At 70.0% G+C, this 25,552-nt stretch carries 24 protein-coding genes; 8 read left to right on the top strand and 16 right to left on the bottom strand.

Annotated elements, in window-relative coordinates:
• Positions 1-2 precede the first annotated feature (2 nt).
• Positions 3-788 (top strand): class I SAM-dependent methyltransferase, encoded by a 786-nt coding sequence (locus JJ691_RS36960; RefSeq protein ID WP_211764161.1) that lies wholly within the window; start codon positions 3-5, stop codon positions 786-788.
• On the opposite strand, the gene JJ691_RS36955 is transcribed toward JJ691_RS36960, so the two are convergent.
• Positions 785-1,297, bottom strand: coding sequence for a hypothetical protein (locus tag JJ691_RS36955; RefSeq protein WP_211764160.1), 513 nt, complete (start codon positions 1,295-1,297; stop codon positions 785-787). The genes JJ691_RS36960 and JJ691_RS36955 overlap by 4 nt on opposite strands.
• A gap of 37 nt (positions 1,298-1,334) precedes the next feature.
• Here JJ691_RS36955 and JJ691_RS36950 point away from each other — a divergent pair, with 37 nt between their 5' ends.
• Positions 1,335-1,751, top strand: coding sequence for a carboxymuconolactone decarboxylase family protein (locus JJ691_RS36950; protein WP_211764159.1), 417 nt, complete (start codon positions 1,335-1,337; stop codon positions 1,749-1,751).
• On the opposite strand, the gene JJ691_RS36945 is transcribed toward JJ691_RS36950, so the two are convergent.
• A complete protein-coding gene (locus tag JJ691_RS36945; RefSeq protein WP_211764158.1) occupies positions 1,752-2,372 on the bottom strand; it encodes an NAD(P)-dependent oxidoreductase in 621 nt (206 codons plus the stop codon).
• An 82-nt stretch (positions 2,373-2,454) separates the two neighbouring features.
• On the opposite strand from JJ691_RS36945, the gene JJ691_RS36940 reads away from it, so the two are divergent.
• Positions 2,455-3,042, top strand: coding sequence for a TetR/AcrR family transcriptional regulator (locus tag JJ691_RS36940; protein ID WP_211764157.1), 588 nt, complete (start codon positions 2,455-2,457; stop codon positions 3,040-3,042).
• Here the strand turns inward: JJ691_RS36940 and JJ691_RS36935 are convergent.
• Positions 3,035-3,598 (bottom strand): DJ-1/PfpI family protein, encoded by a 564-nt coding sequence (locus tag JJ691_RS36935; RefSeq protein WP_211764156.1) that lies wholly within the window; start codon positions 3,596-3,598, stop codon positions 3,035-3,037. The genes JJ691_RS36940 and JJ691_RS36935 overlap by 8 nt on opposite strands.
• A 68-nt stretch (positions 3,599-3,666) precedes the next feature.
• On the opposite strand from JJ691_RS36935, the gene JJ691_RS36930 reads away from it, so the two are divergent.
• Both JJ691_RS36930 and JJ691_RS36925 read left to right on the top strand, forming a co-directional pair.
• On the top strand, positions 3,667-4,110 hold the full coding sequence (locus JJ691_RS36930; protein WP_211764155.1) for a nuclear transport factor 2 family protein: 444 nt from the start codon (positions 3,667-3,669) through the stop codon (positions 4,108-4,110).
• A 10-nt stretch (positions 4,111-4,120) separates the two neighbouring features.
• The gene (locus tag JJ691_RS36925) at positions 4,121-4,516 is read left to right on the top strand and encodes a nuclear transport factor 2 family protein (RefSeq protein ID WP_211764154.1); all 396 of its coding nucleotides are present in this window, start codon (positions 4,121-4,123) and stop codon (positions 4,514-4,516) included.
• Positions 4,517-4,546: 30 nt separating this feature from the next.
• Here the strand turns inward: JJ691_RS36925 and JJ691_RS36920 are convergent, their stop codons facing one another.
• The 9 genes from JJ691_RS36920 to JJ691_RS36860 form a co-directional block, all read right to left on the bottom strand.
• The gene (locus JJ691_RS36920; protein ID WP_211764153.1) at positions 4,547-5,980 is read right to left on the bottom strand and encodes an MBOAT family O-acyltransferase; all 1,434 of its coding nucleotides are present in this window, start codon (positions 5,978-5,980) and stop codon (positions 4,547-4,549) included.
• A 67-nt stretch (positions 5,981-6,047) separates the two neighbouring features.
• Positions 6,048-7,016, bottom strand: a complete 969-nt coding sequence (gene rlmB / locus JJ691_RS36915) for a 23S rRNA (guanosine(2251)-2'-O)-methyltransferase RlmB (RefSeq protein ID WP_211764152.1) — start codon at positions 7,014-7,016, stop codon at positions 6,048-6,050.
• An 11-nt stretch (positions 7,017-7,027) separates the two neighbouring features.
• Entirely contained in the window at positions 7,028-8,410 is a 1,383-nt protein-coding gene (gene cysS / locus JJ691_RS36910; protein ID WP_211764151.1) for a cysteine--tRNA ligase, read from the bottom strand.
• A gap of 105 nt (positions 8,411-8,515) precedes the next feature.
• Positions 8,516-12,889 (bottom strand): SdrD B-like domain-containing protein, encoded by a 4,374-nt coding sequence (locus JJ691_RS52670; RefSeq protein WP_249227256.1) that lies wholly within the window; start codon positions 12,887-12,889, stop codon positions 8,516-8,518.
• A 260-nt stretch (positions 12,890-13,149) separates the two neighbouring features.
• Positions 13,150-13,836 (bottom strand): HAD family hydrolase, encoded by a 687-nt coding sequence (locus tag JJ691_RS36880; protein ID WP_249227255.1) that lies wholly within the window; start codon positions 13,834-13,836, stop codon positions 13,150-13,152.
• Positions 13,837-13,912: 76 nt separating this feature from the next.
• Positions 13,913-14,308, bottom strand: coding sequence for a PPOX class F420-dependent oxidoreductase (locus JJ691_RS36875; protein WP_211764150.1), 396 nt, complete (start codon positions 14,306-14,308; stop codon positions 13,913-13,915).
• Positions 14,309-14,318: 10 nt separating this feature from the next.
• Positions 14,319-14,783 carry a 2-C-methyl-D-erythritol 2,4-cyclodiphosphate synthase gene (ispF, locus tag JJ691_RS36870; protein WP_249227254.1) on the bottom strand — a complete coding sequence of 155 codons (465 nt, stop codon included), beginning with the start codon at positions 14,781-14,783 and terminating at the stop codon, positions 14,319-14,321.
• A 14-nt stretch (positions 14,784-14,797) separates the two neighbouring features.
• Positions 14,798-15,508: a 2-C-methyl-D-erythritol 4-phosphate cytidylyltransferase gene (ispD, locus tag JJ691_RS36865; protein WP_249227253.1), complete on the bottom strand. Its 711-nt coding sequence runs from the start codon at positions 15,506-15,508 to the stop codon at positions 14,798-14,800.
• 5 nt (positions 15,509-15,513) lie between these two features.
• Positions 15,514-16,002 carry a CarD family transcriptional regulator gene (locus tag JJ691_RS36860; RefSeq protein WP_043719844.1) on the bottom strand — a complete coding sequence of 163 codons (489 nt, stop codon included), beginning with the start codon at positions 16,000-16,002 and terminating at the stop codon, positions 15,514-15,516.
• Between the two features lie 253 nt (positions 16,003-16,255).
• Here JJ691_RS36860 and JJ691_RS36855 point away from each other — a divergent pair, with 253 nt between their 5' ends.
• Entirely contained in the window at positions 16,256-16,936 is a 681-nt protein-coding gene (locus JJ691_RS36855) for a hypothetical protein (protein ID WP_211764148.1), read from the top strand.
• Positions 16,937-17,171: 235 nt separating this feature from the next.
• Positions 17,172-18,554: a DNA repair protein RadA gene (gene radA, locus JJ691_RS36850; RefSeq protein WP_211764147.1), complete on the top strand. Its 1,383-nt coding sequence runs from the start codon at positions 17,172-17,174 to the stop codon at positions 18,552-18,554.
• A gap of 4 nt (positions 18,555-18,558) precedes the next feature.
• On the opposite strand, the gene JJ691_RS36845 is transcribed toward radA, so the two are convergent.
• Positions 18,559-19,593 (bottom strand): CU044_5270 family protein, encoded by a 1,035-nt coding sequence (locus JJ691_RS36845; protein WP_211764146.1) that lies wholly within the window; start codon positions 19,591-19,593, stop codon positions 18,559-18,561.
• The gene (locus tag JJ691_RS36840) at positions 19,574-20,140 is read right to left on the bottom strand and encodes an RNA polymerase sigma factor (protein WP_211764145.1); all 567 of its coding nucleotides are present in this window, start codon (positions 20,138-20,140) and stop codon (positions 19,574-19,576) included. The genes JJ691_RS36845 and JJ691_RS36840 overlap by 20 nt, the downstream gene beginning before the upstream one ends.
• Positions 20,141-20,202: 62 nt before the next feature.
• Between JJ691_RS36840 and JJ691_RS36835 the strand changes: the two genes are divergently transcribed.
• The gene (locus JJ691_RS36835) at positions 20,203-21,102 is read left to right on the top strand and encodes an MBL fold metallo-hydrolase (RefSeq protein WP_211764144.1); all 900 of its coding nucleotides are present in this window, start codon (positions 20,203-20,205) and stop codon (positions 21,100-21,102) included.
• 244 nt (positions 21,103-21,346) lie between these two features.
• Here the strand turns inward: JJ691_RS36835 and otsB are convergent, their stop codons facing one another.
• A complete protein-coding gene (otsB, locus tag JJ691_RS36830; RefSeq protein ID WP_211764143.1) occupies positions 21,347-23,881 on the bottom strand; it encodes a trehalose-phosphatase in 2,535 nt (844 codons plus the stop codon).
• Positions 23,882-23,952: 71 nt separating this feature from the next.
• Positions 23,953-25,380 (bottom strand): alpha,alpha-trehalose-phosphate synthase (UDP-forming), encoded by a 1,428-nt coding sequence (locus JJ691_RS36825; RefSeq protein WP_305874012.1) that lies wholly within the window; start codon positions 25,378-25,380, stop codon positions 23,953-23,955.
• Between the last annotated feature and the right edge of the window lie 172 nt (positions 25,381-25,552).

Genomic DNA, 25,552 nt, shown 5'->3' with positions numbered 1-25,552 from the left:
AGATGCAGGCCTATTACGAGCAGGACGGGGAAGACGGGCGGCTCGGCGCCGGCGGCGGGATGCTGGAGCTGGTGCGCACCAGGGAACTCGTGGAGCGCTACCTGCCGGCAGTTCCTTCGTCCATTGTGGACGTTGGTGGTGGGACCGGGGTGCACGCGCGCTGGCTGGCCGAGCTCGGCCATCGGGTCGACCTGGTCGACGCCATGCCGCTGCATGTGGCCCGGGCGGCGGAAATCCCCGGCGTCACCGCGACTCTCGGCGACGCGCGCAAGCTGGACGCCGCCGACGCCTCGTACGACTTCGTGCTCATGTGCGGGCCGCTGTACCACCTGCTGACCGTCGAGGACCGGCTGGCCGCCTGGCGCGAGGCCCATCGAGTGCTCAAGCCCGGCGGGTACGTCGCCGCCGCGACCATCGCCCGGTTCTCCTCGCTGCACGATGCCTTGTTCCGAAACCTGTTCCGGTACAAGGAGTTCCACTCCATGGTCGCGTCCACTGTGGTCGACGGCCACCACCGGCCGCCCGAGGGGCGGCACGAGTGGTTCACCCACACGTACTTCCACCGCCCCGAGGAGTCGGTCCAGGAGGCCACCGAGGCGGGATTCCTTGCGCCGCAGGTGTTCGCCATCGAGGGCAGTGCACGGGCCCTGCCCGACGACGAGATCGAGGCCCGGCTGGCCGATCCGGTGCAGCGCGAGCACCTGCTCTGGGCGCTGCGGCTGATGGAGTCCGACCCCAGCGTGCTCGGCGTCTCCTCGCACCTGCTCACGGTGGGGCGCAAGGGTTAGCTGCTCTGGCAGGCCTGGGCGTAGGCGCTGGTCAGCTTGAGGGTGGCCGGCATCGACGGACGGGCCGGCCACACCTGCACCAGGTACTCGTCGACCGGCTCGCCGTCGTGCTCGTCGGCCGTGTCCAGGTCGTGGCCGGCGTCCATTCCCCTTGCGTGGTACCGCAATCGGTGGTTGCCCGGGCCGGCCGGCAGCGGGCCGAGCGGGTGGCTGTCCTCGCCGGCCCACTCGACCAGGTGCAGCTCGTCCTCGGCCGGGGTGAAGTCGATCTCCACCACGTCCTCGTAGCGCTCCAGCTGCGCGCCGGGATCGGCCGCGGCCAGGTCGACCCGGACGCCGACGTGACCGGTGTGCAGGCCGGTGAGCAGGATCGCCTCGCCGCCGTACACACCGACGATGCCGACCGGGTTGGCGGTGAAGCAGCGGTCCCAGTCGGGGCTGCCGTGGGGGTTTCCGCTGAGGTAGAGCTGGCCGTCGTGGATCCAGACGTGACCGTCGAACGCCATCACCGCATGATCCTAATGGGTGACGTCGTAAGGTGGGCCTATGACCGAGCACGATGATCGACAAGCCCGGTTCGACCGGGGGATGGCGCTGCTCAACGAGGTCAGCGGGGGAATCGGGCCCGCGGTGGTCGACTCGCTCGCGGACGTCTCACCCGAACTGGCCCACCAGGTGGTGGCCTGGGGCTTCGGCGAGATCTACAGCCGGCCGCAGTTGGTGCCCAGGGACCGCCAGCTGGTCACCATCGGCATGCTCACCGCACTGGGCGGCTGCGAACCCCAGCTGCGGGTGCACATCAACACCGGGCTCAACGTCGGCCTCACGCCCGCCGAGATCGTCGAGGCGCTGCTCCAGTCGGCCGGCTACTGCGGCTTTCCCCGTGCCCTCAACGCGACCGCCGTGGCCAAGGAGGTCTTCGCCGAGCGCGGCCTGCTGCCGGTCGAGACCACTGTGGACTGATCAGTTCGCGATCGACACCGTGGCCCGCACCGCGCCGGGATCGCCGAGGCTGCGCAGGATGCTGTCGGCCACGTCGGCGCGGGAGATCCGGTTGCCGCCGCGGACGTTCCGGCCGATCTCGCGGCGGTAGGCGCCGGTGCGGGGGCCGTCGGTCAGCATCGGCGGGCGGATGATCGTCCAGTCCAGGCCGCTCGCCGTCACCACGTCCTCCATGTGGCGCATGTCGGTCCAGCCGTGCACCAGGATCCGCCGCAGGATCGGCTTGACCAGCGCCTTGGTCAGCGGGCCGTCGCCTTCGGTCACCATGCCGCTGTTGCTGACCACGATCAGCCGGCGGACGCCGGTCCGGCGCATCGCCTCGACGATGCTCTTCGTGCTGTCGGTCTGCACGCTCGTCGGCTGGCGGAGCTCGCGTGCGCCGATGGCCGTGACCACGACGTCGCGGCCGTCGATGAACGGCGCGATCGCCTTCGGGTCCATCACATCCGCCGCCACCACATCCGGTGCCGTCAGCTTCGCCGGGTCCCGCACCACCGCCGTGACCTCGTGTCCCGCGGCCAGCGCCTGATCCAGAACCTGCCGACCGGTGCCCCCGGTCGCGCCGAACAACGTGATGCGCATCGTGTCCTCCGTTGTGGTTGGTAAGTACTCACTCACCGCTATAGTGGGTGAGCACTTACTCACCTGTCAACCGGAGGTGTCGGTGAGCACTCGGGACCGAATGGTCGACGCGGCGGCCGAGGTGATGCGCGCCCGCGGGCTGGCGCACGCCACCACCAAGGAGATCGCCCGCGCCGCCGGCTTCTCCGAAGCCGCGCTGTACAAGCACTTCCGCGACAAGACCGAGCTGTTCCTGGCCGTGCTGGCCGAGCGTGCCCCCGGCTCGCTGACCACGCTCCTGGCCGGGCTGGGCGGGCGGGTCGGCACCGACACCGTGCTGCGGCACCTCACCGACATCGCCCGCGCCACCATCGTCTTCTACGGCCACAACTTCCCGATGGCCGCCTCGCTGTTCGCCGAGCCCACGCTGTTCGCCGCGCACCGGGCCGCGCTGCGGGAACGCGACGCCGGTCCGCAGCGCGTGAACGACGCCGTCGCCGATTACCTTGCCGCCGAACAACTCCTGGGCCGTATCCGCCCCGACGCCGACGTCCGGGCCGCCACCGCGCTGCTCATCGGCGCCTGCTTCCAGCGGGCCTTTCTCGACCACTTCACCGAGCCGTCCGCCGACCCCGACTCCGTCGCCGCGGCACTGGCGTCCACCGTCGCCGCCGGCATCCTCCCTAGCTGACCGGCGCCTTCGCCCTCAGCACCGCGATGAACTCCCGCATCCACGCCGGGTGGTCCGGCCAGGCCCGGGCCGTCACCATCGTGCCGTCCACCACCGCCTCGCTGTCCACGAACTCCCCACCCGCCGCCCGCACGTCCGGCTCCAACGCCGGGTACGCCGCCGTCCGCCGGCCGTCCAACAGGCCTGCCGTCGCCAGCGCCAACGCCCCGTGACACAGATGCGCCAACGGTTTTCCCTCGTTGACGAAGTGCCGCAGGATCCGCTGGCAATCCGGGTTGTTCCGGATGTACTCCGGCGCTCGCCCTCCCGGCACCACCGCCGCCACGTACTCCGCCGGGTCCACATCCGCGAACGCCACGTCCGCATCCCACGTGTGGCCCAGCTTCTCCGTGTACGTGTCGAACCCGTCCACGAAGTCGTGCACCACGAACTGCAACTTCTTCTTCGTCGGCGCCGCCACGTGCACCTCGTAGCCCTCCTCCCGCAGCCGCTGGTACGGGTAGAAGAACTCCAGGTCCTCGGCGGCGTCCCCGGTCAGGATCACGATCTTGGGCATCATCGGCCTCCTTCGCGCCTTCCTGCCTACTCCGCCCCGCCGCCCGGCGGAATCCCCAGACTGGTGCGATGTTCACCGACCTCGTCGCCCGCCTGGAGCGGGTCGAAGCCGAACTGGCGCTGCACCGCCTGGCCCACCACTACTGCGTCGCCGCCGACCACCGGGACCTTGCGTTGTGGCGGCGCGTCTGGACCCCCGACGCCGTCTGGGAGACCGACTCCGATCCCGACTACGTCTTCACCGGCATCGACGCCATCTGCGCCGCCGTACAACGCCAGTGGCAAGCGTTTGCGGTCATGCAGCACGGCACCGTCAACCACGTCATCGACCTCTCCCAGGCCACCGGCCGCTCCGACGTCATCGTCCACGTCCAGCTGCCCGACGGCACCTGGGTCACCGGCGGCGGCACCTACGAGGACCACTACTCGCAGGTCGACGGCCAGTGGCGGATCGGGCGGCGAAAGGTGCAGGGCACGTTCGACCTCGGCCCGCTGCCCGAGTGGCGTCGATAGCTTGGAAAGAGTGACGCACAAGGAGTTCTTCGAGCGGTACCTCCACGCGGGCGCGATCAGCCGGAACCCTGACGCCGTGGCGGAGCTGTTCGCCGAGGACGGCGTGTTCGAGGCACCTCTGGTGCCCGAGGGCCACCGTCTGCCGCGGCGGCTGGCAGGACGGGCCGCGATCCGGGACGGAATCCGCCAGTACCACGAGGGTTTTGATGTTCCCGGCACCGTGAACGTTCAGGAGTCCAAGTACGCGTTGCACACCGTGGACCCGGACATGTTCGTGGCGGAGATCGACACCGTCTTCGACCTTCCGGACGGGCAGCGAACCACCATGTCGTTCGTGCAGATTTTCCGGCTCAGGGACGGGAGGATCGCCCGGCTTCGCGACTACTTCGGAACCGCTCGCGCGTGAGCCGTTCGCCCCGCTCAGGTGGGGTGTGGATCAGAACTGGTAGTACAAGAACGGGCTGAAGGTGCCTGACGCCAGGAGGATGGCGGCGTAGGGGAGGCCGATGAGCATGACGCCGGCGCGCAGGGCGATGGCGGGGCGGGTGCGGGCGGACTCGAGGAAGCGGCCGGTGGCGGGGCGGGCGGGCATGAGGACGATGAGCAGGGCCAGGAGCAGGACGAGGGTGCGCTGGTTGTTCAACGTCGGCCCGACGACGTCGCCGAGGCCGGAGAAGTCGGGGATGAGCATGTGGCCCATCATCACGAGGGCCTGACCGAGGTCGGGGGCGCGGAAGAGGACCCAGCCGAAGACGACGAGCAGGAGGGTGCTGGCCCGGCGGAGCAGGCGGTGCAGGGGCACGGCCGGGGCCTTGCCGGTGTCGAGGCCGCGTTCGATCACGAGCAGGGCGCCGTGGTAGAGGCCCCAGACCAGGAAAGTCCAGTTGGCGCCGTGCCAGAAACCGGTGAGCACGAAGACGATGCCGAGGTTGCGGTACGTCTTGGCCACGCCATGACGGTTGCCGCCCAAGGGGATGTAGACGTAGTCGCGGAACCAGCGGGACAGGGACATGTGCCAGCGGCGCCAGAACTCGGTGACGGTGACCGAGGAGTAGGGGCGGGCGAAGTTCTCCGGCAGGCGGAAACCGAGCATTCGTCCGAGACCGATGGCCATGTCGGAGTAGCCGGAGAAGTCGAAGTACAGCTGCAGGGTGTAGGCGATGGCCCCGACCCAGGCGATGCCGAAGGTCATGTCGTGCGGGGCGGTGTCGAAGCAGGTGGCGACGACGGGCCCGAGCTGGTCGGCGACGATGACCTTCTTGCTCAGCCCGAGGGCGAACCGGGGGAACCCGGCGGCGAAGTCGTCGAGTCGGTGGTAGCGAAGCTGGGGCAGCTGGTCGGCGATCTCCCGGTAGCGCACGATGGGGCCGGCGACGAGCTGGGGGAACATCGCGATGTAGGCGATGAACGCGACGGGGTTGCGGGCGGCCTTGCGCTCACCGCGGTGGATGTCGACGAGGTACGAGATGTGGTGGAAGGTGTAGAACGAGATGCCGATGGGCAGCGCCACCTGGGCGACCTCGACGCCCCCGCCGAACAGCTTGGCGATGCTGTCGGCCTGCTGGGTGAGGAAGCCGGCGTACTTCCACACGACCAGCGCGGCCAGGTTGATGGCGATCACCCCGGCCAGCACGACCCGGCGGTCGCTGGCCGCCAGCCGGCTGCGCTCCGGCTCCAGGATCATGCCGGCCAGGTAGTTGATGGCCATGCTGCACAGCAGCAACAGCGTCGTCGGCCCGGCGCCCGCGGCGTAGAAGACCAGGCTGGCCACGGCGACCACGCCGTTGCGCCAGCCACGTGGCGTGACGAGCACGGCCAGCAGCACGACCGGCACGAAGTACCACAGGAACAGGGGGCTGACGAAGTTCATCCTCGGCCTCGGGTCAGGGACGGACGGTCGACCCTAACCCAAGACCGAGGGGCCGTTTGGCCGAACGTCAGATCCGACCGGCCACCCTTCGGCGGCGGGCCACCTCGGCCAGCACGACACCGGCGGCGACGGAGGCGTTGAGCGACTCGACGCCGGCGGCCATCGGGATGGACACGGTCTGGTCGCAGGTCTCCCGGACCAGCCGGGACAGCCCGCGGCCCTCGGAGCCGACGACCACCACCAGCGGACCGGTGGCCAGCTCCAGCTCGTCGGAGGAGATCGTGGCGTCGGCGTCGAGCCCGATCACCATCAAGCCCTCGGACGCCCAGTCGCGCAGCGTCCGGGTGAGGTTGGTGGCGACGGCGATCGGCATCCGGGCGGCGGTGCCGGCGCTGGTCCGCCAGGCCACGGCGGTCATGCCGGCGCTGCGCCGCTGCGGCAGCAGCACGCCCTGGGCGCCGAAAGCGGCGGCGGACCGCACGACGGCGCCGAGGTTGCGCGGATCGGTGACGCCGTCCAGCGCCACCAGCAGCGGCGGCTCGCCGCTGTCCTGGGCCTGCTTGAGCAGCTCGTCGGGGTGCCGGTACTCGTACGGCGGCACCTGAAGGCCGAGGCCCTGGTGCATGGCCCCGGCGGTGATCCGGTCCAGCTCGCCGCGGGCCACCTCCAGCACGGAGATGCCCCGGTTGCCGGCCAGCTTGATCGACTCGGCCACCCGCTCGTCGGCGTCGATGCCGATCGCCACGTAGAGCGCGGTGGCCGGCACGCCGGCCCGCAGGCACTCGACGACCGGGTTGCGGCCAGCGACCGTCTCGGCGTTGTTGCCCGTCCGCTTGGCCCGCTTCTGCTGGTCCTCCTTGCGCGCGGCCGCGGCGTTGGCCTTGCGCTGCGCCGGATGCCCGGTGCGGTCGGACGCCTTGGGCGTCGGACCCTTGCCCTCCAGACCCTTGGACCGCTGGCCACCCGAGCCGACGACGGCGCCCTTCTTGGTGCCCGTCTTGCGCATGGCGCCACGACGCTGGGAGTTACCCGCCATCAGTCAGTTCCTCACAAGCTCCACTTAGGACCGCCGGGGGTGTCCTCGACGGTGATGCCGGCCTTGGACAGCCGGTCGCGCAACAGGTCCGCGGTCGCGAAGTCGCGCTCCGCCCGGGCCCGCTGCCGTTCCTCCAACAGGTGGCCGATCAGCACGTCCAGCGCCTGCTGCATGCCGTTGTCCGCAGTGGACGATCGAGACCACTTGTCGGACAACGGGTCCAGCCCGAGCACGCCCATCATGGCGCGCACCGAGCCGGCCGCGCCGCGGGCCGCGTCCTGGTCCCCGTTGTCCAGGGCCACGTTGCCCTCGCGCACGGTGCTGTGCACGGCGGCGAGCGCGGCCGGGGTGGCCAGGTCGTCGTCCATCGCGGTGGTGAAGTCGGCGCACAGCACGCCCGGCTCCACCGAGCCGGTCTGCTGGACCACGCGCTGCACGAAGTTCTCGATCCGCCCGTACGCCGACACGGCCTCGTCCAGCGCGGTGTCCGAGTACTCGATGGTCGACCGGTAGTGCGGGCCGACCAGGTAGTACCGCAGCTCCACGGCCCGGGCCTTGGTCAGCATGGCCGGGATGGACATGACGTTGCCGAGCGACTTGGACATCTTCTCGCCGCTCATGGTGACCCAGGCCCAGTGCATCCAGTACCGGGAGAACGGGTCGCCGGCCGCCCGGGACTGGGCCTGCTCGTTCTCGTGGTGCGGGAACACCAGGTCCAGCCCGCCGCCGTGGATGTCGAACTCCGGGCCCAGGTAGTACGTGGCCATCGCCGAGCACTCCAGGTGCCAGCCGGGCCGGCCCGGGCCCCACGGCGTCGGCCAGGACGGCTCGCCGGGCTTGGCGCTCTTCCACAGCGTGAAGTCGCGCGGGTCCCGCTTGCCGGTGGCCGCGGACTCGCCCTGGGCCACCTCGTCCAGCTTCTGGCCGGACAGCGCGCCGTACTCCGGGAACGAGGCCACGGCGAAGTAGACGTCGCCGTCGGCGGCGTAGGCGTGCCCGCGGTCGATCAGCCGCTGCATCAGCTCGATCATCTGCGTGATGTGCCCGGTGGCCCGCGGCGAGATGGACGCCGGCAGGCAGCCCAGCACCTCGTAGGCGTCCAGGAAGGCGCGCTCGTTGGTGGCCGCCCACTCCCACCAGGGCCGATTGGCCTCGGCGCTCTTGGTGAGCACCTTGTCGTCGATGTCGGTCACGTTGCGCACGTGCAGCACGTCGGTGCCGTCGTGTTCCAGCCAGCGCCGCAGCACGTCGAAGTTGACCGCGCCGCGGATGTGGCCTAGATGCGGTGTGCCCTGCACTGTGGCCCCACACTCGTAGATCGACACGGTTCCACTGCGCGCAGGCTGGAACGCCCGCAGACTGCGGGTCGCGGTGTCGTAGAGGTGAAGGCTCACACGCAAATGGTACGCACCCCCAGCGGGCCATTACATTCGCCCAGGTCACGGCGTGTAAAAGGGGGGCCACCCGAGCGGGTGGCCCCCCTTTCACCAATTGCTACCTCAGCTGTTCGTCCTCCTCCGGCGGGTCAGCAGCACCAGCCCGCAGCCCATGACCAGCAGCAGCCCGGCCAGGGCGACCAGAGCCAGGCTGTCCGTGCCGGTGTAGGCCAGCTCGGCCGGCGTCGTCCCGGTCGGCGGGCCCGGGTTGATCACCGGAGCGGCCTGCGGCACCACACCGCAGTCCATGGACAGGTCTTCCCGGTGCCCGGCCCCGAGCGTGGTGCTCGGCGTGCAGGCCGTCGACGGCATGGCCGCCGAGTCGGTGCCGTTGTGGTTGGCCGCGTTCTGCTTGGTCACCGTGTACTTGCCGGTGATGGCGAAGCAGACCGTGTACGTGCCGTCCGGCAGGTTGTCGAACAGGTACTTGCCACTGGCGTCGGTCGTCGTGGTGTACGACGTGCCCTTCAGCGTGACGGTGACGCCCTTGAGGCCGGGTTCGCCGGCGTCCTGGATGCCGTTGCCGTTGGTGTCGGACCAGACGAAGTCACCGAGCCGGTTGGCCGGGGCCACGATGCCGGCGTCCAGGGTCAGGTCCTGGCGGTGGCCGACGCCCAGCGTGGTCGACTTGGTGCAGCGGCTGGCCGGATCGGCCGCCGAGTCGGTGCCGTTGTGGGCGGCGGCGTTCTGCTTGGTCACCTGGTACTCGGCGTACTGCGCCGGCAGTTTCGACAGGTCGAAGCAGACCGTGTACGTGCCGTCGGGCAGGTTGTCGAACAGGTACTTGCCACTGGCGTCCGTGGTCGTGGCGTACGAGGTGCCCTTCAGCGTCACGGCGACGCCCTGCACACCCGGTTCACCGGCGTCCTGGATGCCGTTGCGGTTGCTGTCCACCCACACGAAGTCGCCCAGCCGGTTCGGCGGCGCGGAGATGCCGGCGTCCAGCGTGAGGTCCTGCCGGTGCCCGACCCCGAGCGTGGTGGTCATGGTGCAGCCGGTGGTGTCGGCCGCGGAGTCGGTGCCGTTGTGGTTGGCCGCGTTCTGCTTGGTCAGCGTGTAGTCCGCATACTGCGCCGGCAGCTTCGTGACATCGAAGCAGACGCTGTACGTGCCGTCCGGCAGGTTGTCGAAGGAGTACTTGCCTCCTGCGTCGGTGGTGGTGCTGCCGACCGTGGTGCCCTTCAACGTCACCGCGACACCCTGGACCCCGGGTTCACCGGCGTCCTGGATGCCGTTGTGGTTGGCGTCCACCCACACGAAGTCGCCGAGCCGGTTGGCCGGGGCCACGATGCCGGCGTCCAGCGTCAGGTCCGAGCGGTGGTTGAGACCGACCGTCGCGTCCGGCGTGCAGCCGTTGGCGCCGACCGCCGAGTCGGTTCCGTTGTGGTTGGCGGCATTCTGCGTGGTGAAGGTGTAGTCCGCGTACTGCTGCGGCAACTTCGACAGGTCCACGCACACCTGGTAGGTGCCGTCGGGCAGGTTGTCGAACAGGTACTTGCCGTTGGCGTCCGTGGTGGTGGTCGCGGTCTGCTTGCCGGTCAGGTTCACCGTGACGCCCTGGACCCTGGGCTCACCGGCGTCCTGGATGCCGTTGTGGTTGGTGTCGACCCAGACGTAGTCGCCGACTTTGTTCGGTGGCGCGGAGATGCCGGCGTCCAAGGTCAGGTCGGCACGGTGACCGGCGCCCAGCGTGGTGGTCATCGTGCAGCCGGTGGTGTCGGCGGCGGAGTCGGTTCCGTTGTGGTTGGCGGCGTTCTGCTTGGTCAGCGTGTAGTCGGCGTACTGCGAGGGCAGCTTGCCGACGTTGAAGCACACGCTGTAGGTGCCGTCCGGCAGGTTGTCGAACAGGTACTTGCCGTTGGCGTCCGTGGTGGTCGTCGCCGACTGCGAACCCTTCAACGTGACCGTGACGCCCTGGACCCCGGGTTCACCGGCGTCCTGGATGCCGTTGTGGTTGCTGTCGACCCAGACGTAGTCGCCGAGGCGGTTCACCGGCGGCTGGATGCCGGCGTCCAGGGTCATGTCCGCCCGCTTGGTCGAGCCCAGCGTGGTGGGCGCGGTGCAGGAGGTGCCGGGGTCGGCGGCCGAGTCGGTGCCGTTGTGGTTGGCCGCGTTGGGCTTCGTCAGCTGGTAGTCGCTGTACTGCTGCGGCAGCTTGGTCAGGTCGAAGCAGACGGTGTACGTGCCGTCGTTGAGGTTGTCGACCACGTACTTGCCGTTGACGTCGGTCGTGGCCGTGCCGACGACCTTGCCGGTGCTGTCCTTCACCGACACCGGCACGCCCTGGACGCCCGGCTCACCGGTGTCCTGGACGCCGTTCTTGTTGGTGTCGACCCAGACGAAGTCGCCCAGCCGGTTCGGCGGGCTGACGATGCCGGCGTCCAGCGTGAGGTCCTCGCGTTTGTTCGGGCCCAGCGTGGTCGGCTGGGTGCACTTGGACGTCGTGTCCGCGGCCGAGTCGGTGCCGTTGTGGTTGGCGGCGTTCGGCTTGGTCAGGCTGAAACCGCTGTACTGGGCCGGCGCGGTGCTGATGTCGAAGCAGGCCGTGTACGTGCCGTCCGGCAGCTGGTCGAACACGTACTTGCCGTCCACGTCGGTGGTCGTGGTGTACGAGGTGCCCTTGAGCGTCACGGTGACACCGGGGACACCCGGCTCGCCCTGGTCCTGGAGGCCGTTCTTGTTGGTGTCCAGCCAGACGTAGTCGCCGAGACGGTTGGTCGGCGGCACCAGGCCGGCGTCCAGCGTCAGGTCCTGGCGCTTGCCCACGCCGAGCGTGGTGGTGCTGGTGCACCTCGTCGACGGGTCGGCGGCCGAGTCGGTGCCGTTGTGGCCGGCGGCGTTGGCCTGGGTGAGCTGGTAGCTGGCGAACTGGGCGTCGGCCGAACTCGGGTCGAAGCAGACCTGGTAGGTGCCGTCGTTGAGATTGTCGAACAGGTACTTGCCTCCTGCGTCGGTCTTGGTGGTGGCCAGCGTCGTGCCCTGGTCGTTCTTCAGCGTCGCGGTGACGCCCGAGACCCCGGGCTCGTTGCTGTCCTGGAGGCCGTTCTTGTTGGTGTCGACCCAGACGTAGTCACCGAGCTGGTTCGGCGGTCCGGAAATGCCGGCGTCCAGGGTGAGGTCCTGGCGCTTGCTTGCGCCCAGCGTGGTCGTCGCCGTGCAGCCGGTGGCGTCGGCCGCGGAGTCGGTGCCGTTGTGGCCGGCGGCGTTCTGCTTGGTCGGCTTGTAGTCCGCGTATTGCGCCGGCAGCTTGGAGAAGTCGAAGCAGACGCTGTAGGTGCCGTCGGGCAGGTTGTCGAACAGGTACTTGCCGTTGGCGTCGGTGGTGGCAGTTCCGGTCTTGGTGCCCTTGAGCGTGACCGGGATGCCCTGGAGACCCGGTTCGCCGGAGTCCTGGATGCCGTTGCGGTTGGTGTCCACCCAGACGTAGTCGCCCAGCTTGTTGGTCACCGGTGGCGTCGGCGTGGAGACGGTGATCGTCGCTTTGGCCGTCTGGTCGGGGAGTTTGCCGCCGGGGGAGGTCACCCCGGAGACGGTGGCCGTGTTGACGTGCCCGTCATCGGCGGCGGTGACGCCTGCGTGCGAACAGGTCAGCACCTTGTTCGCGCCCGCGGCCAGCGTGAACGGGCTGCCGGTCGGCTGGGTCGAGCACCACGGATCGTTCACCGTGATGCCGGTCAGCTGCTGCGTGCCCTCGTTCGTGACGGTGACGCGGTAGTTGGCGGTGCCGCCGGCCGGGATGGTGGCGGTCGGCCCCCACGCGCCGGAGGTCGGGTTCTGCACCTCCTTCTTCACGCTGTAGGCCGCCAGCTGGAGGAACACGCAGTCCCACTTCACCCAGTTGTAGTTGGTGCTGGCGAAGAACTTCACCGACGCGGTGCCGGCCGGCGCGGTCACCGGCGCGAAGTCCTGGCGGCCGACCTTGCCGTCGGTGTTGACGTCGTGGGTGACCTTCAGTTGGGTCTGCGACAGTTGGCTGCCGCCGGAGTCGTAGAACCGCAGGCCGGTGTACTGGTCGTTGCCGCTCTGCGCCAGGTTGGACGCGTGCGTGCCGGTCCAGTCGGTCAGCGTGTAGATGCCGCCCGGGAACACCTTCGGGATGCTCTCGTACGCGGTGCTGACCTTGTTGTCCGGCGTGGATATCAGCGCGTAGAGCTTGCCGTCGTAGGTGTACGCGTCGTTGGTGTACAGCTTGGGCTGCTTGGCAGTGGGCGTGCCCGAGGGCACCGGCGAGGCCGGCGAGAACGTGTAGCCGCTGGGGGCTCCGCCGCTCACCGTCTGCTCGACGCTCGGGTTGGGGGCGACACCGCCGACACAGCCGGCCGGCACCGTCGGCCCGGCGGCGGCGGCCGTCGGCGCGAGCACGGCGCCACTGGCCACCAGTGCTATCGACGTGAATGCGGCCAGTATCGACGATGATTTGGCGCGTGACCTGCTCACCTGACGGCTCCTCGGTTCCGCTCGCAGGAGAATTCTCCGCGACCGTATTCGCCGAAGATCGCCGACGGTATCCCTGGAAGGGGGAAGCTGTTTACACGCAGGTGAGGGTGAATGTCTCGCCCTGGGAAAGGCCTTTTTTCACATCGTGGCCGGCGTATTTGTCACCCGGGCGAGTTAACCGCTCGCGCCGTCATTCGGTGCGCGAACAGTCGTCACCGGTAGTCGACGCCACGTTGTGATTATCCCCGGAAAGGGTGAGTTTAGGCGATGCCGTAAGCGGACAGGGCCGACAACAGTGCGTCAGGGCGCTCGGCGGTGGGCAGCGGGTCGACGATCGCCACCGAGCAGCCCAGCGCCGCGGCACCGCCGTCGGCCTCTTCGCTGTCGCCGACCATCAGCGCCCGCGCCGGCTCGACGTCCAGCCGCTGGCAGGCGGCGGCGAAGATCTCCGGCTCCGGCTTGACGTGACCCTCCACATAGGACATGACGATCACGTCGACCAGATCGGCGATGCCGTGCTTGGCCAACACCGGGCGGATGTCCCAGCCGATGTTGCTGACCACCGCCGACTTCAGGCCCGCGTCGCGCACGGCCTTCAGCGCGGGCAGCACATCCGGGTACGGGGTCCAGTTCTCGGCGTCGCACATCCGCCGGTACACGATCTCGGACGCGCCGTCGGGTAGGCCGGCGGCCCGCAGGGCGGCGGTGTAGACGGTGTGGTGCACCTCGGTGTCGAGGTCGCGGCGGTGCCACGCCTCGTGCAGTTCCGCGGGCAGCCCCTCGGAGATGCCGACGGGCGCGGTGAGCCGGCGCATCAGCTCGACCTGGTCGGTGATCTCCAGCGGCGCGCCGGCGTCGTCCATCAGGCCGTCCAGCACGCCGGAGCCGAACTCGAGGCGGCACAGCGTGCCGGAGAAGTCGAACAGGACGCCTTGGATGTCAGCCACACCACCAACCTAGATGGTCTGGACCGCCGCGCCCAAGGAAAAGTGACGCGGTCGCGGCGGTCCACAGTGGACTGACTCAGGCGGCGTTGCCGGTCACCTTCTGCGGCGTGAGGCGGATCACCACGCGCACGTTGGTCTCGGGCTCCACGTCGTAGTCCCGGCCGACGTACTTGTTGGACAGCGCGTCGATCAGCTCCCGGCCGCCCTGGGGGTCGAGCGTGACCGAGCCGCGCACCTCGATGTAGCTGTACGGCTGCTGCTGGTCGAAGATCGTCACGCTGACCCGCGGGTCGCGGCGCAGGTTGCGCTCCTTGCGGCGGCCGATGACGGTGGAGAACAGCAGGTCGTCGCCGTCACGGGTGACCCACACGACCGAGGTCTGCGGGCTGCCGTCCGGGTTGATGGTGGCGATGGAGGCGAAGTTGACGCCGTCGATGAGGGCGCGGGAGGCCTCGTTGAGAGTCACGGACATGTGATCAACCCTAGTTGGTTGAAGGCACAACCAGGGCGGTGGCGACGGCGGCGATGCCCTCGCCGCGGCCGGTCAGCCCCAGTCCGTCGCTGGTCGTCCCGGATACCGAGACGGGGCCGCCGATCACGTCGGACAGGACTTTCTGCGCCTCGTCCCGCCGCTTGCCGATCTTCGGCCGGTTGCCGATGACCTGCACCGCCGCGTTGCCCACGGTGAAGCCGGCCTCGTCCAGCCGCCGGCGGACCTCGGTGAGCAGGGTGACACCGCTCGCGCCGGCCCAGCGCGGGTCGCCGGTGCCGAACACCGCGCCCAGATCGCCCAGCCCGGCGGCCGACAGCAGCGCGTCGCACAGCGCGTGCGCGGCGACATCGCCGTCGGAATGGCCCTCGCAGCCGTCGGTGTCCGGCCAGTGCAGCCCGGCCAGCCAGCAGTCGCGGCCGGCCTCGATCGGATGCACGTCGGTGCCGACACCCACCCGGGGGAGGAAAGTCACAGCGGTGCTCCAGAGAACAGCGCCTCGGCGATCACCAGATCGAACGGCGTGGTGATCTTCAGGGCGTGCGGATGGCCGGCGACGGTGGCGACGGGCTCGCCCAGCCGCTCGACCAGACCGGCGTCGTCGGTCACCGGAGCATCTTGCTGATCATGAGCCCGGCGCAGCAAGTCCACGTCGAAACCCTGCGGGGTCTGCACCACCCGCAGCGTGGACCGATCCGGAGTGGCGATCACGACACCGTCGGCGTCAACCTGTTTGACGGTGTCGGCGACCGGCAGCACCGGAATCACCGCCGGCGCTCCGGAGCGCACCGCGTCCACCACGCCCCGGATCACTTCGGGCGGTGTGAAACAGCGGGCCGCGTCGTGCACGAGCACCACACGGGTGTCGGGGCGGGCGGCCACCGCCTCGTCGAGCGCGAGGCGGACCGAGTCGGAACGTTCCTCACCGCCGGGCACAACACGGACGGTAGGGCCGAACTCACTGAGAGCGTCGACCACGACGTCAACCATGTCGGTTGGCGCGGCGACGACAACCTGGTCGACACAGCCGGCGGCCAACAGGCCACGCACGGCGTGCACCAGAAGAGGGGATCCGCAGACGGGGACCAGCGCCTTCGGGATGGGAGCACCGAGGCGTACTCCCCGGCCGGCCGCGGGCACGAGCGCCACCACGCACGCGTCCGCGGCCACCGGAGTGTTCAACGAATTCAGGATGCGGTAGCGAGGACCTCGTCCAACAGGACCTCGGCCTTGTCTTCGTCAGTTCCTTCAGCCAGTGCGAGCTCACTGACCAGTATCTGCCGTGCCTTGGCCAACATGCGCTTCTCGCCGGCGGACAGCCCGCGGTCCTTCTCGCGCCGCCACAGATCACGCACCACTTCGGCCACCTTGTTCACATCGCCGGAGGCGAGCTTCTCGAGGTTGGCCTTGTACCGCCGGGACCAGTTGGTCGGCTCCTCGGTGTGGGGAGCACGCAGAACCTCGAAGACCCGGTTGAGCCCGTCCTGGCCCACGACGTCCCGCACACCCACGATCTCGGCGTTGTCAGCGGGCACGCGAACCGTCAGGTCGCCCTGGGCGACCTTGAGGACGAGGTACTTCTTCTCCTCGCCCTTGATCAGACGGGTCTCGATCGCTTCGATGAGAGCGGCACCGTGGTGCGGGTAGACGACGGTCTCTCCGACCTTGAAAACCATGTGTCCTCTGCCCCTTTCGCTGACCCTAGCTTAACACGTCCGGCAACTCGCGCGCCCCGGGCCGAAGATCCGTTACCGCAGGTCAGCGGCCGCACGGGGGGTTGACAAACCCGGAAGGGGCGTGCTGCCCACCCCGGTCGGATCCACAGTGGACAACGTGAACGGGCACCGAGTGCGCGGCCGCTGACGGGCAGTGGTTAGGCTTCGGGGCGAGTGTCGGAGTCATGGTGCGCCAAGGAAGGATCCCGCCACAGTGAGCAGCGGTGAGCAGAACCTGATCACGCGACTGCGCCTGCTTCCCGCCGTGCTGGGGATCGGCGCCGCCATCCTCGTGTCCGGCTGCAGCGCGGGCCAGATCACCCAGACCGACACCCAGGTGCCGGCCATCAACGGCTCGATGGGCACCGTCAAGCAGATCGCGGTACGTGACGCGCAGCTGGCGTTCCCGACGGCCAAGCGGTTCTACGGCCGGGGCGACAACGCCGCCGTCATCGTCACCATCGCCAACTCCGGCCAGGCCACGGACAAGCTCACCGGCGTGAGCAGCCCGCAGTTCGGCTCCGGCCAGATCATCGGCGACGCCACCATCCCGGGCTTCCACGCCATCGCCGCGTCGGCCACCGCCGTGTCGCCGCTGGCCACCACGACCGCGACGTCCGCCCCGGCGACGTCCACTTCGAGCACCGGCACCTCGACCAGCGGCAGCACGTCGACGTCGACCTCGACCAGTGCGTCGTCCACCTCCACCTCGGCCACCAGCACCAGCGCCGCCGACCTGCCGGTCGGCACCATCCGCATCCAGCTGGTCGGCCTGAACGTGGACAAGATCCAGCCGGGCCAGACCGTGCAGGTCACCTTCACCTTCGCCAACGCCGGCGACCTCACGCTCACCCTGCCGATCGCCGCCGACAAGTCGGCCCGCGTAGACAACTGAGCTTTTGCCGCGCGTTCCGCGCGGGGCGAGGCCGCTCGTGACCGGTGCCTTCCTTAGCCGGATTTCGCCCGCCGCATCCGGCTCGGGTGGTGGGGCGCGTCGGGTGGCGGCGGCCGAAATCCGGCGACAGTCCAGGCACCGGCGCGGCCTCGCACTCTCCTGATTTGGCGGCCCTTGGTCGACCTGCGCCGGGTAGTCCGCAGAACTGTCAGACCCAGTCGATAGCGTTTCCTCCGTGGTGAAGAACGCCAAGCCGGCCAAGGCCAGCTACCGGTGCGCGGAGTGCGGCTTCGAGGTCGCCAAGTGGGTGGGGCGCTGCCCGGAGTGCCAGGCCTGGGGCACGGTGGAGGAGCGGGCGCCGGCCCGGTCGGGGCTGGCCCGGATCGCCGCGGGCGCGCCGAGTTCGCCGGCCCGGCGCATCTCCGAGGTGGACGTCGAGGCGACCAAGGCCCGGTCGACCGGCGTGGACGAGCTGGACCGGGTGCTGGGCGGCGGCATCGTGCCGGGGGCGGTGGTGCTGCTGGCCGGCGAGCCGGGCGTGGGCAAGTCGACGCTGCTGCTGGAGGTGGCCCACCGCTGGGCTGAACAGGGCAGCGCGGGGCCGGTGTTGTACGTCACGGGCGAGGAGTCGGCCGGCCAGGTGCGGCTGCGCGCGGAGCGCACCGGCAACCTGCACCCGGAGATATTCCTGGCCGCGGAGAGCGACCTGTCGGCGGTGCTCGGCCACGTGGACGAGGTCAAGCCGGGCCTGATGATCGTCGACTCGGTGCAGACCGTGCAGTCGACCGAGGACACCGGCGTCGTCGGCGGCGTGACCCAGGTGCGGGCGGTGGCGTCGGCGGTGATCGCCCTGGCCAAGGAGAACGCGCTGCCGGTGGTGCTGGTCGGCCACGTCACCAAGGACGGCTCGATCGCCGGTCCGCGGGTGTTGGAGCACCTGGTGGACGTGGTGCTCCAGTTCGAGGGCGACCGGCACAGCACGCTGCGGCTGGTGCGCGGCGTGAAGAACCGCTACGGCCCGGCCGACGAGGTCGGCTGCTTCGAACTGCGCGACGACGGCATCGTGGGCGTGCCGGATCCGTCGGGTTTGTTCTTGAACCGCAAGGATGTCGGTGTGCCGGGCACCGCCGTGACGGTGGTGATGGAGGGCAAGCGCCCGCTGCTGGCCGAGGTGCAGGCGCTGGTGGCCAAGACCGGCCTGCCGGCCCCGCGGCGGGCGGTCAGCGACCTCGACTCGGCCCGGCTGGCCATGATCCTGGCCGTGCTGGAGCGGCGCGGCCGGGTGCGGCTGACCGACCAGGACGTGTTCTCGGCGGCGGTCGGCGGCATGCGGATCACCGAGCCGGCGGCCGACCTCGCCATCGCGCTCGCGGTCGCCTCGGCCACGGTGGACGCGGCACTGCCGGCGGACGTGATCGCGGTCGGCGAGGTCGGCCTGGCCGGGGAGATCCGGCGGGTCACCGGCGTCGGGCGGCGCCTGGCCGAGGCGGCCCGGCTGGGCTTCACCCGGGCGCTGGTGCCGCCGGACTCCGGGCCCCTCCCGCCGGAGGTGCGGGCCCTGGTCGTGCCCGATCTCGGTGCGGCGCTTCAGGTTCTCTACGACGTGGCCAAGAAGTAGGTGATCACTTCGTCGGCGTGACTCGTCGCTGGTCCACAACTCCATAGGCCATCGCGGAGAACGAGATCACCGCGCCGGTGAACTGGTTGAACTGCCGCCCGCCGAGGAAGCTGCCGTCGGAGGGGTCGATCAGCAGTTCGTCGCAGACGTCGTCCTGGATGACACCGATGGCCAGACCGCGCTTGCCCTGGAGGTTGGGCACGTCCTCCCGGCCGTAGCTGCCCGGCGCCTCGGCCAGCGCCCGGTACAGCGCGGCCCGGACATCGGCCGGGACGACACCGGTCCGCAGCGCGTAGACCGCGTTGTCGATCACGCTGGACCGGCTGACCTTGTAGAGCGTGGTCAGCAGCTGTTTCGGGTCCTTGGGCAGGCTCGCAAGCCACTCCGGCGTCGGTGACGGCCAGTCGCCCTTCTGCTGGGCACAGGGATCGCTCGCGGGCGGAATCGCGGTGACCGCGTCGAAGTTCCCGCACCCCGCGGTGAAGTCCTGTTCGGCGGCGACCTGCGTCGCGGGACCGACAACCTTCTGCTCGGGACCGACGGCCTTGATGGCGCCGTCCGCGTACTTCACCGGCAGGGTGCCGATCAGCGAGATGTGGCGCAGCCAATCGTCGGTCCAGACCGTCGGCTGCCATGTCATCGTGACCTGGTCGAGCAGCCCGTCCGGGGAGGAGCCGGCCCACGCCTGGTAGCGCGTGTAGCGGAACTGGCCATGGGCGATGGTCGGATCGCTGTAGTGGATCTTGGCCAGGAGAGCGTTCAGTTCCTTCTGCGGCAACTGCGCGCCGCTCGCCGCGGTCGGGGGCGCGCCCGTTTGCAGGGTGCGCGGCAGCACCACCAGCATGCCGGTCACCAGGGTCATCGCCGCGGCGACCGCGATGACCGGGAACCATGGCGAGCGAAACCGGGGGCCACGGGCCGGGGCCGGGTTCAGCACGCGGTCCCGGACCTTCGCCAGGCCGTTCGGGGTGGGCTGCACGTCGGCGTGCAGTTCGGCCAGGGCCTGGTCGAGCTCGTCGTCAGTCCACAGCTGTCGCATCGGATTCTCCTTGGCTGGTTCGCAGTGACTTGCGCACTCGGTGCAGCCGGGAGCGCACGGTGCCGACCGGGATGTCCAGCGCCTCCGCGACCTCGGTCGAGTCCAGCCCGGCCCACGAGATCAGCAGCAGCACGTCCAGGTCCGGGCCGGCCAGCTTGGCCAGCGCCGCCGCCAGCGTCCGCACCCGGGCGTCGGCGTCGACCCGGTCGGCGACCGCGGCCTCGTGGCCGTCGGCGGGCCGGTTCCGGGCGGCCAGCCGGGCCGTGGCCTGGTAGCGGCGGTGCTCCTGGCGCAGGTGGCGGCGCAGCTTGTTGGTGGCGATGCCGTACAGCCACGGCCGGACCGGCCGCGTCGGGTCGTAGTTGGCGTGGCCGGCGATGGCGGCCAGGAAGGTCTCCGCGACCAGGTCGTCCGCGGTCTCGGGGCCGATACGACGGGCGAGGTAGCGCCGTAGCGCCGGCGCGTGCTCGTCGTAGAGCCGGGCGTACACCTCGGCCAGATCGTTCTGATCCGGCCGGTTCTGTTCGCCCGTGTCGTCTTTCGACATCGTGGTCACACCCCCAGTTGCCCGGAGCGGCCACGGGCGTTCACGACTGACAGACTGCCGGTATGTCCTCTTCCCCGTTGGTGCATTCCCTCGGTTCGGCCACCCGCGCGTACGAGCAGCCGACCGGTGGCTGGTTCCTCAACAACGCCGGCTGGGTCACAGGCCGCGAGCGCACGCTGGTGGTGGACACCCTGGCCACCGAGGCCCGCTCGGCTCGCCTGCTCGACGCCGTCCGCAAGGACACCGGGCACGACGGCGACCAACTGGTCGCGGCGATCACACACTGGCACGGCGACCACGCGCACGGGGCCATCCAGATCGCCCGGGCCGGCGGCCGGCTGCTGGCCACCGGGCACTCGGCGGCCATGATCGGCGCCGGCCCGCACCTGTTCGAGATGGTCTTCGCCTTCGACGGCTGGGGCGACGTCACGCCGCCGAAGATCGACGAGCTGGTGTCCGAGCCGACCACCGTCGACCTGGGCGGGATCAGCGCCGACGTGCTGCCGGTGCCGTGGGTCGCGCACACCGAGGGCGATCTGGTCGTGCACGTGCCCTCCGACGGCGTGCTGTTCACCGGTGACCTGGTGTTCGTCGGCGTCGTGCCGCTGGTGATGGCCGGCACCGCCGAGGGCTGGATCAAGGCCCTGGACTGGCTGGCCACCCTGGAGCACCGGCACCTGGTGCCCGGTCACGGCCCGATGCAGGGCGCCGGCTCCACGGCCGTCGCCGACCTGCGGGCCTACCTGAGCTGGCTGCTGGAGGTGACCGCCGTCGACGCGCCGGACTTCGACGCCCTGGACGCGCAGGCCCGGCAGCGGTGGGCGAGCTGGTCGGAAGGCGAGCGGCACGCCGTCAACCTGATGAAGACCCACGCTGACCAGCACGGCACCACGGCCGATGTGGCCACCCTGGCGATGGCCATGCTCAAGCCGTTCGGCGGCCCCATCCCACTCGACATCTGATCTGTCCACACCCATCACCCGGTTGTGCACACCTCTGTGCACAACCCTGTGGACAACTCCCGCTTCGATGCTGGGAAGGGACCCTTCCTCCACTTGGAGCTGAGGAAGGACGCTGTCCAAGCGATCACTTTGGGTGATGTGGGGTTGGTGAATGCTCATCACCCGTTAGTGGCCTGAAGTGCAGTGAAGGGACCTTTCCTGACGTTCAACGTCAGGAAAGGTCCCTTCCAAGCGTTACTGCGTGTTACTTGTGGGTGGCCAGCAGCTGGGCGCAGCGGATCAGGCCGAGGTGTGAATAGGCCTGGGGATGGTTGCCCAGCGAACGCTCGGCGATCGGGTCGTACTCCTCGGGCAACAGGCCCGTCGGACCGGCGCAGTCGACGAGCTGGGCGAACAGCTCCTCGGCCTCGGTGCGCCGCCCGGACAGCAGGTACGCCTCGATCATCCACGCCGCGCACAGGTGGAAGCCGCCCTCGTCGCCCGGCAGGCCGTCGTCCCGGTGGTAGCGGTAGACGGTGGAGCCGGAGCGCAGCTCGGCCTCGATCGCGGTGACCGTCGACTGGAAGCGCTCGTCGGTCGGGTCGATCAGGCCGGTCAGGCCCACGTGCAGGGACGCGGCGTCCAGGTCGGTGCCGTCGTAGGCGGTGGTGAAGGAGCCGACCTCCTCGTTCCACCCGTTCTTCAGCACGTCGGTGGCGATCGCCTCGCGCAGCGGCGGCCAGGACGGGTCGAGCTCGCGCCCGTAGCCCTCGGACAGCTTGATCGCCCGGTCGATGGTCATCCAGCACATGACCTTCGAGTAGACGTTGTGCCGCGGCGCGTGCCGCTCCTCCCAGATGCCGTGGTCGGGCTCGTGCCAACGGCGCGACACCGCCTCGGCCATGGCCTGCACCATGCGCCAGTCGTCGTCGGTGAGCTTGCCGCGGGCCTCGGTCAGCTGGGCCACCAGGTCGACCACCGGGCCGAACACGTCCAGCTGCACCTGCTGGTTGGCCAGGTTGCCGACGCGCACCGGCCGCGAGCCGGCGTAGCCGGGCAGCGTGTCGATGACGGCCTCGGGACCGAGCGTGGTGCCGTACAGCGTGTACAGCGGGTGCAGCCGCTCCGGGCCGGGCAGCGTGTCCAGCACGCGGTGCACCCAGCCCAGGTAGGCCTCGGCCTCACGGGTGGAGCCCAGCGACACCAGGGCCTGCGCGGTCAGCGCCGCGTCCCGCAGCCAGCAGTAGCGGTAGTCCCAGTTGCGGACGCCGCCGATCTCCTCGGGCAGCGAGGTGGTGGCCGCGGCCATGATCGAGCCGGACTCCGAGTGCACCAGCCCGCGCAGCGTCAGCGCGGAGCGGACCACCAGGTCCTTCTCCACCGGCGGGATGGACAGCGTCTCCACCCACTCCGACCAGTAGCGGCCGCTGCGGGCCCGCCGCTCCGACTCGCTGACCGGGTTCGGCGACAGGTCGTCGGTGCCGCAGCGCAGCTCCAGCACGACCGGGGCGTCGGGGCCGGGCGAGACGATGGCGGTCGCCGTCTCGTGCATGCCGTCCGAGCTGATCTGCCAGGTCACGCCGGGGGAGCGCAGCACGATCGGGTCGCTGGTGCCGACCACCCGCAGGCCGTCCTCCTCGGCGACCAGCGCGACCGGCACCTGCCCGAACTCCGGGCGCGGCGCGAACTCGACCTTCGCGGTGGTCGCGCCGGAGATGACCCGCACCAGGTCGGTGCGGTGCGGCGCGCTGTAGTGGTCCAGGTAGTCCGTGACCAGCAGCCGCGACCAGCGCGTCTCCACGGTCATCGTGTGAGGCAGGTAGCGCTGGCCCAGGGGCAGGCCGTTGCGCTCCGGCTTGATCGAGAACACCCCCGCGGACGGCCCGCCGAGCAGGTCGGCGAACACCGCGGCGGAGTCCGGCTCCGGGTGGCACAGCCAGGTGATCTTGGCGTCGGGGGTCACCAGGGCCACCGAGCGCTCGTTGGCCAGCATCGACAGCCGCTCGATGGGCGGCGCCTGCTCGCCGTACAGCCAGGTCCGGCGCTCCTCCAGCAGGAACGCCAGCACGGTGGCCACCGCGACCGTGTCGGCGATCTTGTAGCCGGCCAGCGTCTCGCCGTCGCCGACGTGGATGCCCAGGTCGGGGCCGGTCAGCCGGGCGAAGGCCTTCTCGTCGGTGACGTCGTCGCCGATGAACACCGCGGCGGTCGCGCCGACCTGGTGGCGCAGCACGTCCAGGGCGTGGCCCTTGTCGGTCTGCACCACGGCCAGCTCGATCACGGCCTTGCCCTCGGTGACCTGCACGCCGTCCCAGACGGCCGGGCCGGAGCGGACCGCGTCCAGCACGCGCTCGCCGATCTCGGCGGCGGCGCGGCGCACGTGCACCGCGATGCTGGCCGGCTTGATCTCCAGGTGCACGCCCTCGGCGTCGGCGACCAGGTTGTCCAGAGTCTGTTCGATGCGCCGGTGCAGCGCCTTGGCGTCGGCGTCGAGCGCGTGCACGAAGCCCACGTCGAACTCGGAGCCGTGGCTGCCGACCAGGTGCACTTCACCGGGCAGGCGGGACAGTGTCGCAAGGTCGCGCAGAGCGCGACCGCTGATCACCGCCGCCGTTGTCTCGTGGAGTCCGGCCAGCGAACGCAGCGCGCCGACCGACTCGGTGGACGGCCGTGCTTGTTCGGGGTCGGACACGATCGGGGCGAGCGTTCCGTCGTAGTCGCACGCGACGAGCAGTCGAGGCGTTCGTGCCAGCTGCACGAGCGCGCGACGGAGCTCCGCGGGGAGGGCCTCGGCGGTCACGCGCCTCCTCCTCAGGCTTTCGGGGGATTTTCGGGATATTCAACTGTGGGACAAACTGGTACTGAAACGAATCAGTTCGGCGACGCGGATCCGAGAGCCTCGAGGAACGACCGCGCCCAGCGGTCGACGTCATGGGTCAGGACCTGACGGCGCAGTGCGCGCATCCTACGGCGGCCCTCGGCCGGATCCACGGTGAGGGCGGCATAAAGCGAGTTCTTCACCCCGTCCAGGTCGTGCGGGTTGACGAGGAACGCGCTGGTGAGCTCCGAGGCCGCGCCGGCGAACTCGCTGAGGACCAGTGCCCCGCCGAGGTCGTATCGGCAGGCCACGTACTCCTTGCAGACCAAATTCATACCATCTCGGACAGGCGTCACGATCATCACGTCCGCGGCACTCATGAACGCGCACAGTTCTCGCCTGTCCACGGACTGGTGAAGATAGTGCACGGCCGGGTGACCGACGCGAGCGAACTCGCCATTGATTCGGCCCACCACCTGCTCGATCTCGCCGCGCATCTGTTTGTAGTGCTCGACGCGTTCCCGGCTGGGCGTGGCCAGCTGCACCATCACCGTGTCCTCGGCGGTGATGCGGTCCTCGGCCAGCAGCTCGTGCAGGGCGTGCAGCCGCACGTCGATGCCCTTGGTGTAGTCCAGCCGGTCGACGCCGAGCATGATCCGCTTCGGGTTGCCCAGGTCCTCGCGGATCTGTTTGGCCCGGGCCTGGGTCTCCCGGCTGCGGGCGATCGCGTCCAGCCCCGCGGCGTCGATGGAGATCGGGAAGGCGCCCACCCGCACCGTCCGGTCGCCCACCTGGACGACGCCCGGACGGGTGCGCACGCCGACCGCGCCGCGGCTGGGCTCCAGGCCCACCAGGCGGCGGGCCAGCCACAGGAAGTTCTGCGCGCCGCCGGGCCGGTGGAAGCCCACCAGGTCGGCCCCGAGCAGGCCGCGGATGATCTCCGTGCGCCACGGCAGCTGCATGAACAGCTCCACCGGCGGGAACGGGATGTGCAGGAAGAAGCCGATGCGCAGGTCGGGCCGCTGCTCCCGGAGCAGCTGCGGCACCAGTTGGAGCTGGTAGTCCTGCACCCACACCGTCGCGCCCTTGGCCGCGATGGACGCGCAGGCGTCGGCGAAGCGCCGGTTGACCTTGACGTAGCTCTCCCACCAGGACCGGTCGAACACCGGCGGTGCCACCACGTCGTGATACAGCGGCCACAACGTGGCGTTGGAGAAGCCCTCGTAGTAGTCGCGCACCTCGGCCGCGGACAGGCTGACCGGGTAGAGCCGCAGGCCTTCCTCCTCGAACTCCTCCACCTCCGCGTCGGCCACGCCGGGCCAGCCGACCCAGGCGCCGCTGCGCGAGCGCAGGAAAGGTTCGAGTGCGGTGACCAGGCCGCCGGGGCTGTGTTTCCACCGCTGGGTGCCGTCCTCCATGCGTTCCAGGTCGACCGGAAGCCGGTTGGCCACGACGATGAAATCCGAGCCGTTGGTGCTCAACGGGGTGACGCCTCCTCGACAGGTGCTCACGGCGCTGCGCAACCGAGGCTAACCAGCTTCGGCGTTAGGCGCGTCCTGCCGACGGGGCTACCCCCGAGTGGCGACCATCACCCGGGCCTTTTGTCGACCGGGCAATGGTATGCGCGCCAGGTCTAGAGAAACCCCTATTCCT

Source organism: Kutzneria sp. CA-103260, assembly GCF_018263855.1.
Taxonomy (GTDB): Bacteria; Actinomycetota; Actinomycetes; order Mycobacteriales; family Pseudonocardiaceae; genus Kutzneria.
The sequence above is the reverse complement of the archived record's forward strand: the minus strand, read 5'-3'. Positions and strand labels throughout refer to the sequence as shown.

Coding starts and splice junctions, on each gene's coding strand:
- JJ691_RS36960 (WP_211764161.1), top strand. CDS start 3: ATGCAGGCCTATTACGAGCAGGACGGGGAAGACGGGCGGCTCGGCGCC.
- JJ691_RS36950 (WP_211764159.1), top strand. CDS start 1,335: ATGACCGAGCACGATGATCGACAAGCCCGGTTCGACCGGGGGATGGCG.
- JJ691_RS36945 (WP_211764158.1), bottom strand. CDS start 2,372: ATGCGCATCACGTTGTTCGGCGCGACCGGGGGCACCGGTCGGCAGGTT.
- JJ691_RS36935 (WP_211764156.1), bottom strand. CDS start 3,598: ATGCCCAAGATCGTGATCCTGACCGGGGACGCCGCCGAGGACCTGGAG.
- JJ691_RS36930 (WP_211764155.1), top strand. CDS start 3,667: ATGTTCACCGACCTCGTCGCCCGCCTGGAGCGGGTCGAAGCCGAACTG.
- JJ691_RS36920 (WP_211764153.1), bottom strand. CDS start 5,980: ATGAACTTCGTCAGCCCCCTGTTCCTGTGGTACTTCGTGCCGGTCGTG.
- rlmB (WP_211764152.1), bottom strand. CDS start 7,016: ATGGCGGGTAACTCCCAGCGTCGTGGCGCCATGCGCAAGACGGGCACC.
- JJ691_RS36875 (WP_211764150.1), bottom strand. CDS start 14,308: ATGTCCGTGACTCTCAACGAGGCCTCCCGCGCCCTCATCGACGGCGTC.
- JJ691_RS36860 (WP_043719844.1), bottom strand. CDS start 16,002: ATGGTTTTCAAGGTCGGAGAGACCGTCGTCTACCCGCACCACGGTGCC.
- JJ691_RS36845 (WP_211764146.1), bottom strand. CDS start 19,593: ATGCGACAGCTGTGGACTGACGACGAGCTCGACCAGGCCCTGGCCGAA.
- JJ691_RS36840 (WP_211764145.1), bottom strand. CDS start 20,140: ATGTCGAAAGACGACACGGGCGAACAGAACCGGCCGGATCAGAACGAT.
- JJ691_RS36835 (WP_211764144.1), top strand. CDS start 20,203: ATGTCCTCTTCCCCGTTGGTGCATTCCCTCGGTTCGGCCACCCGCGCG.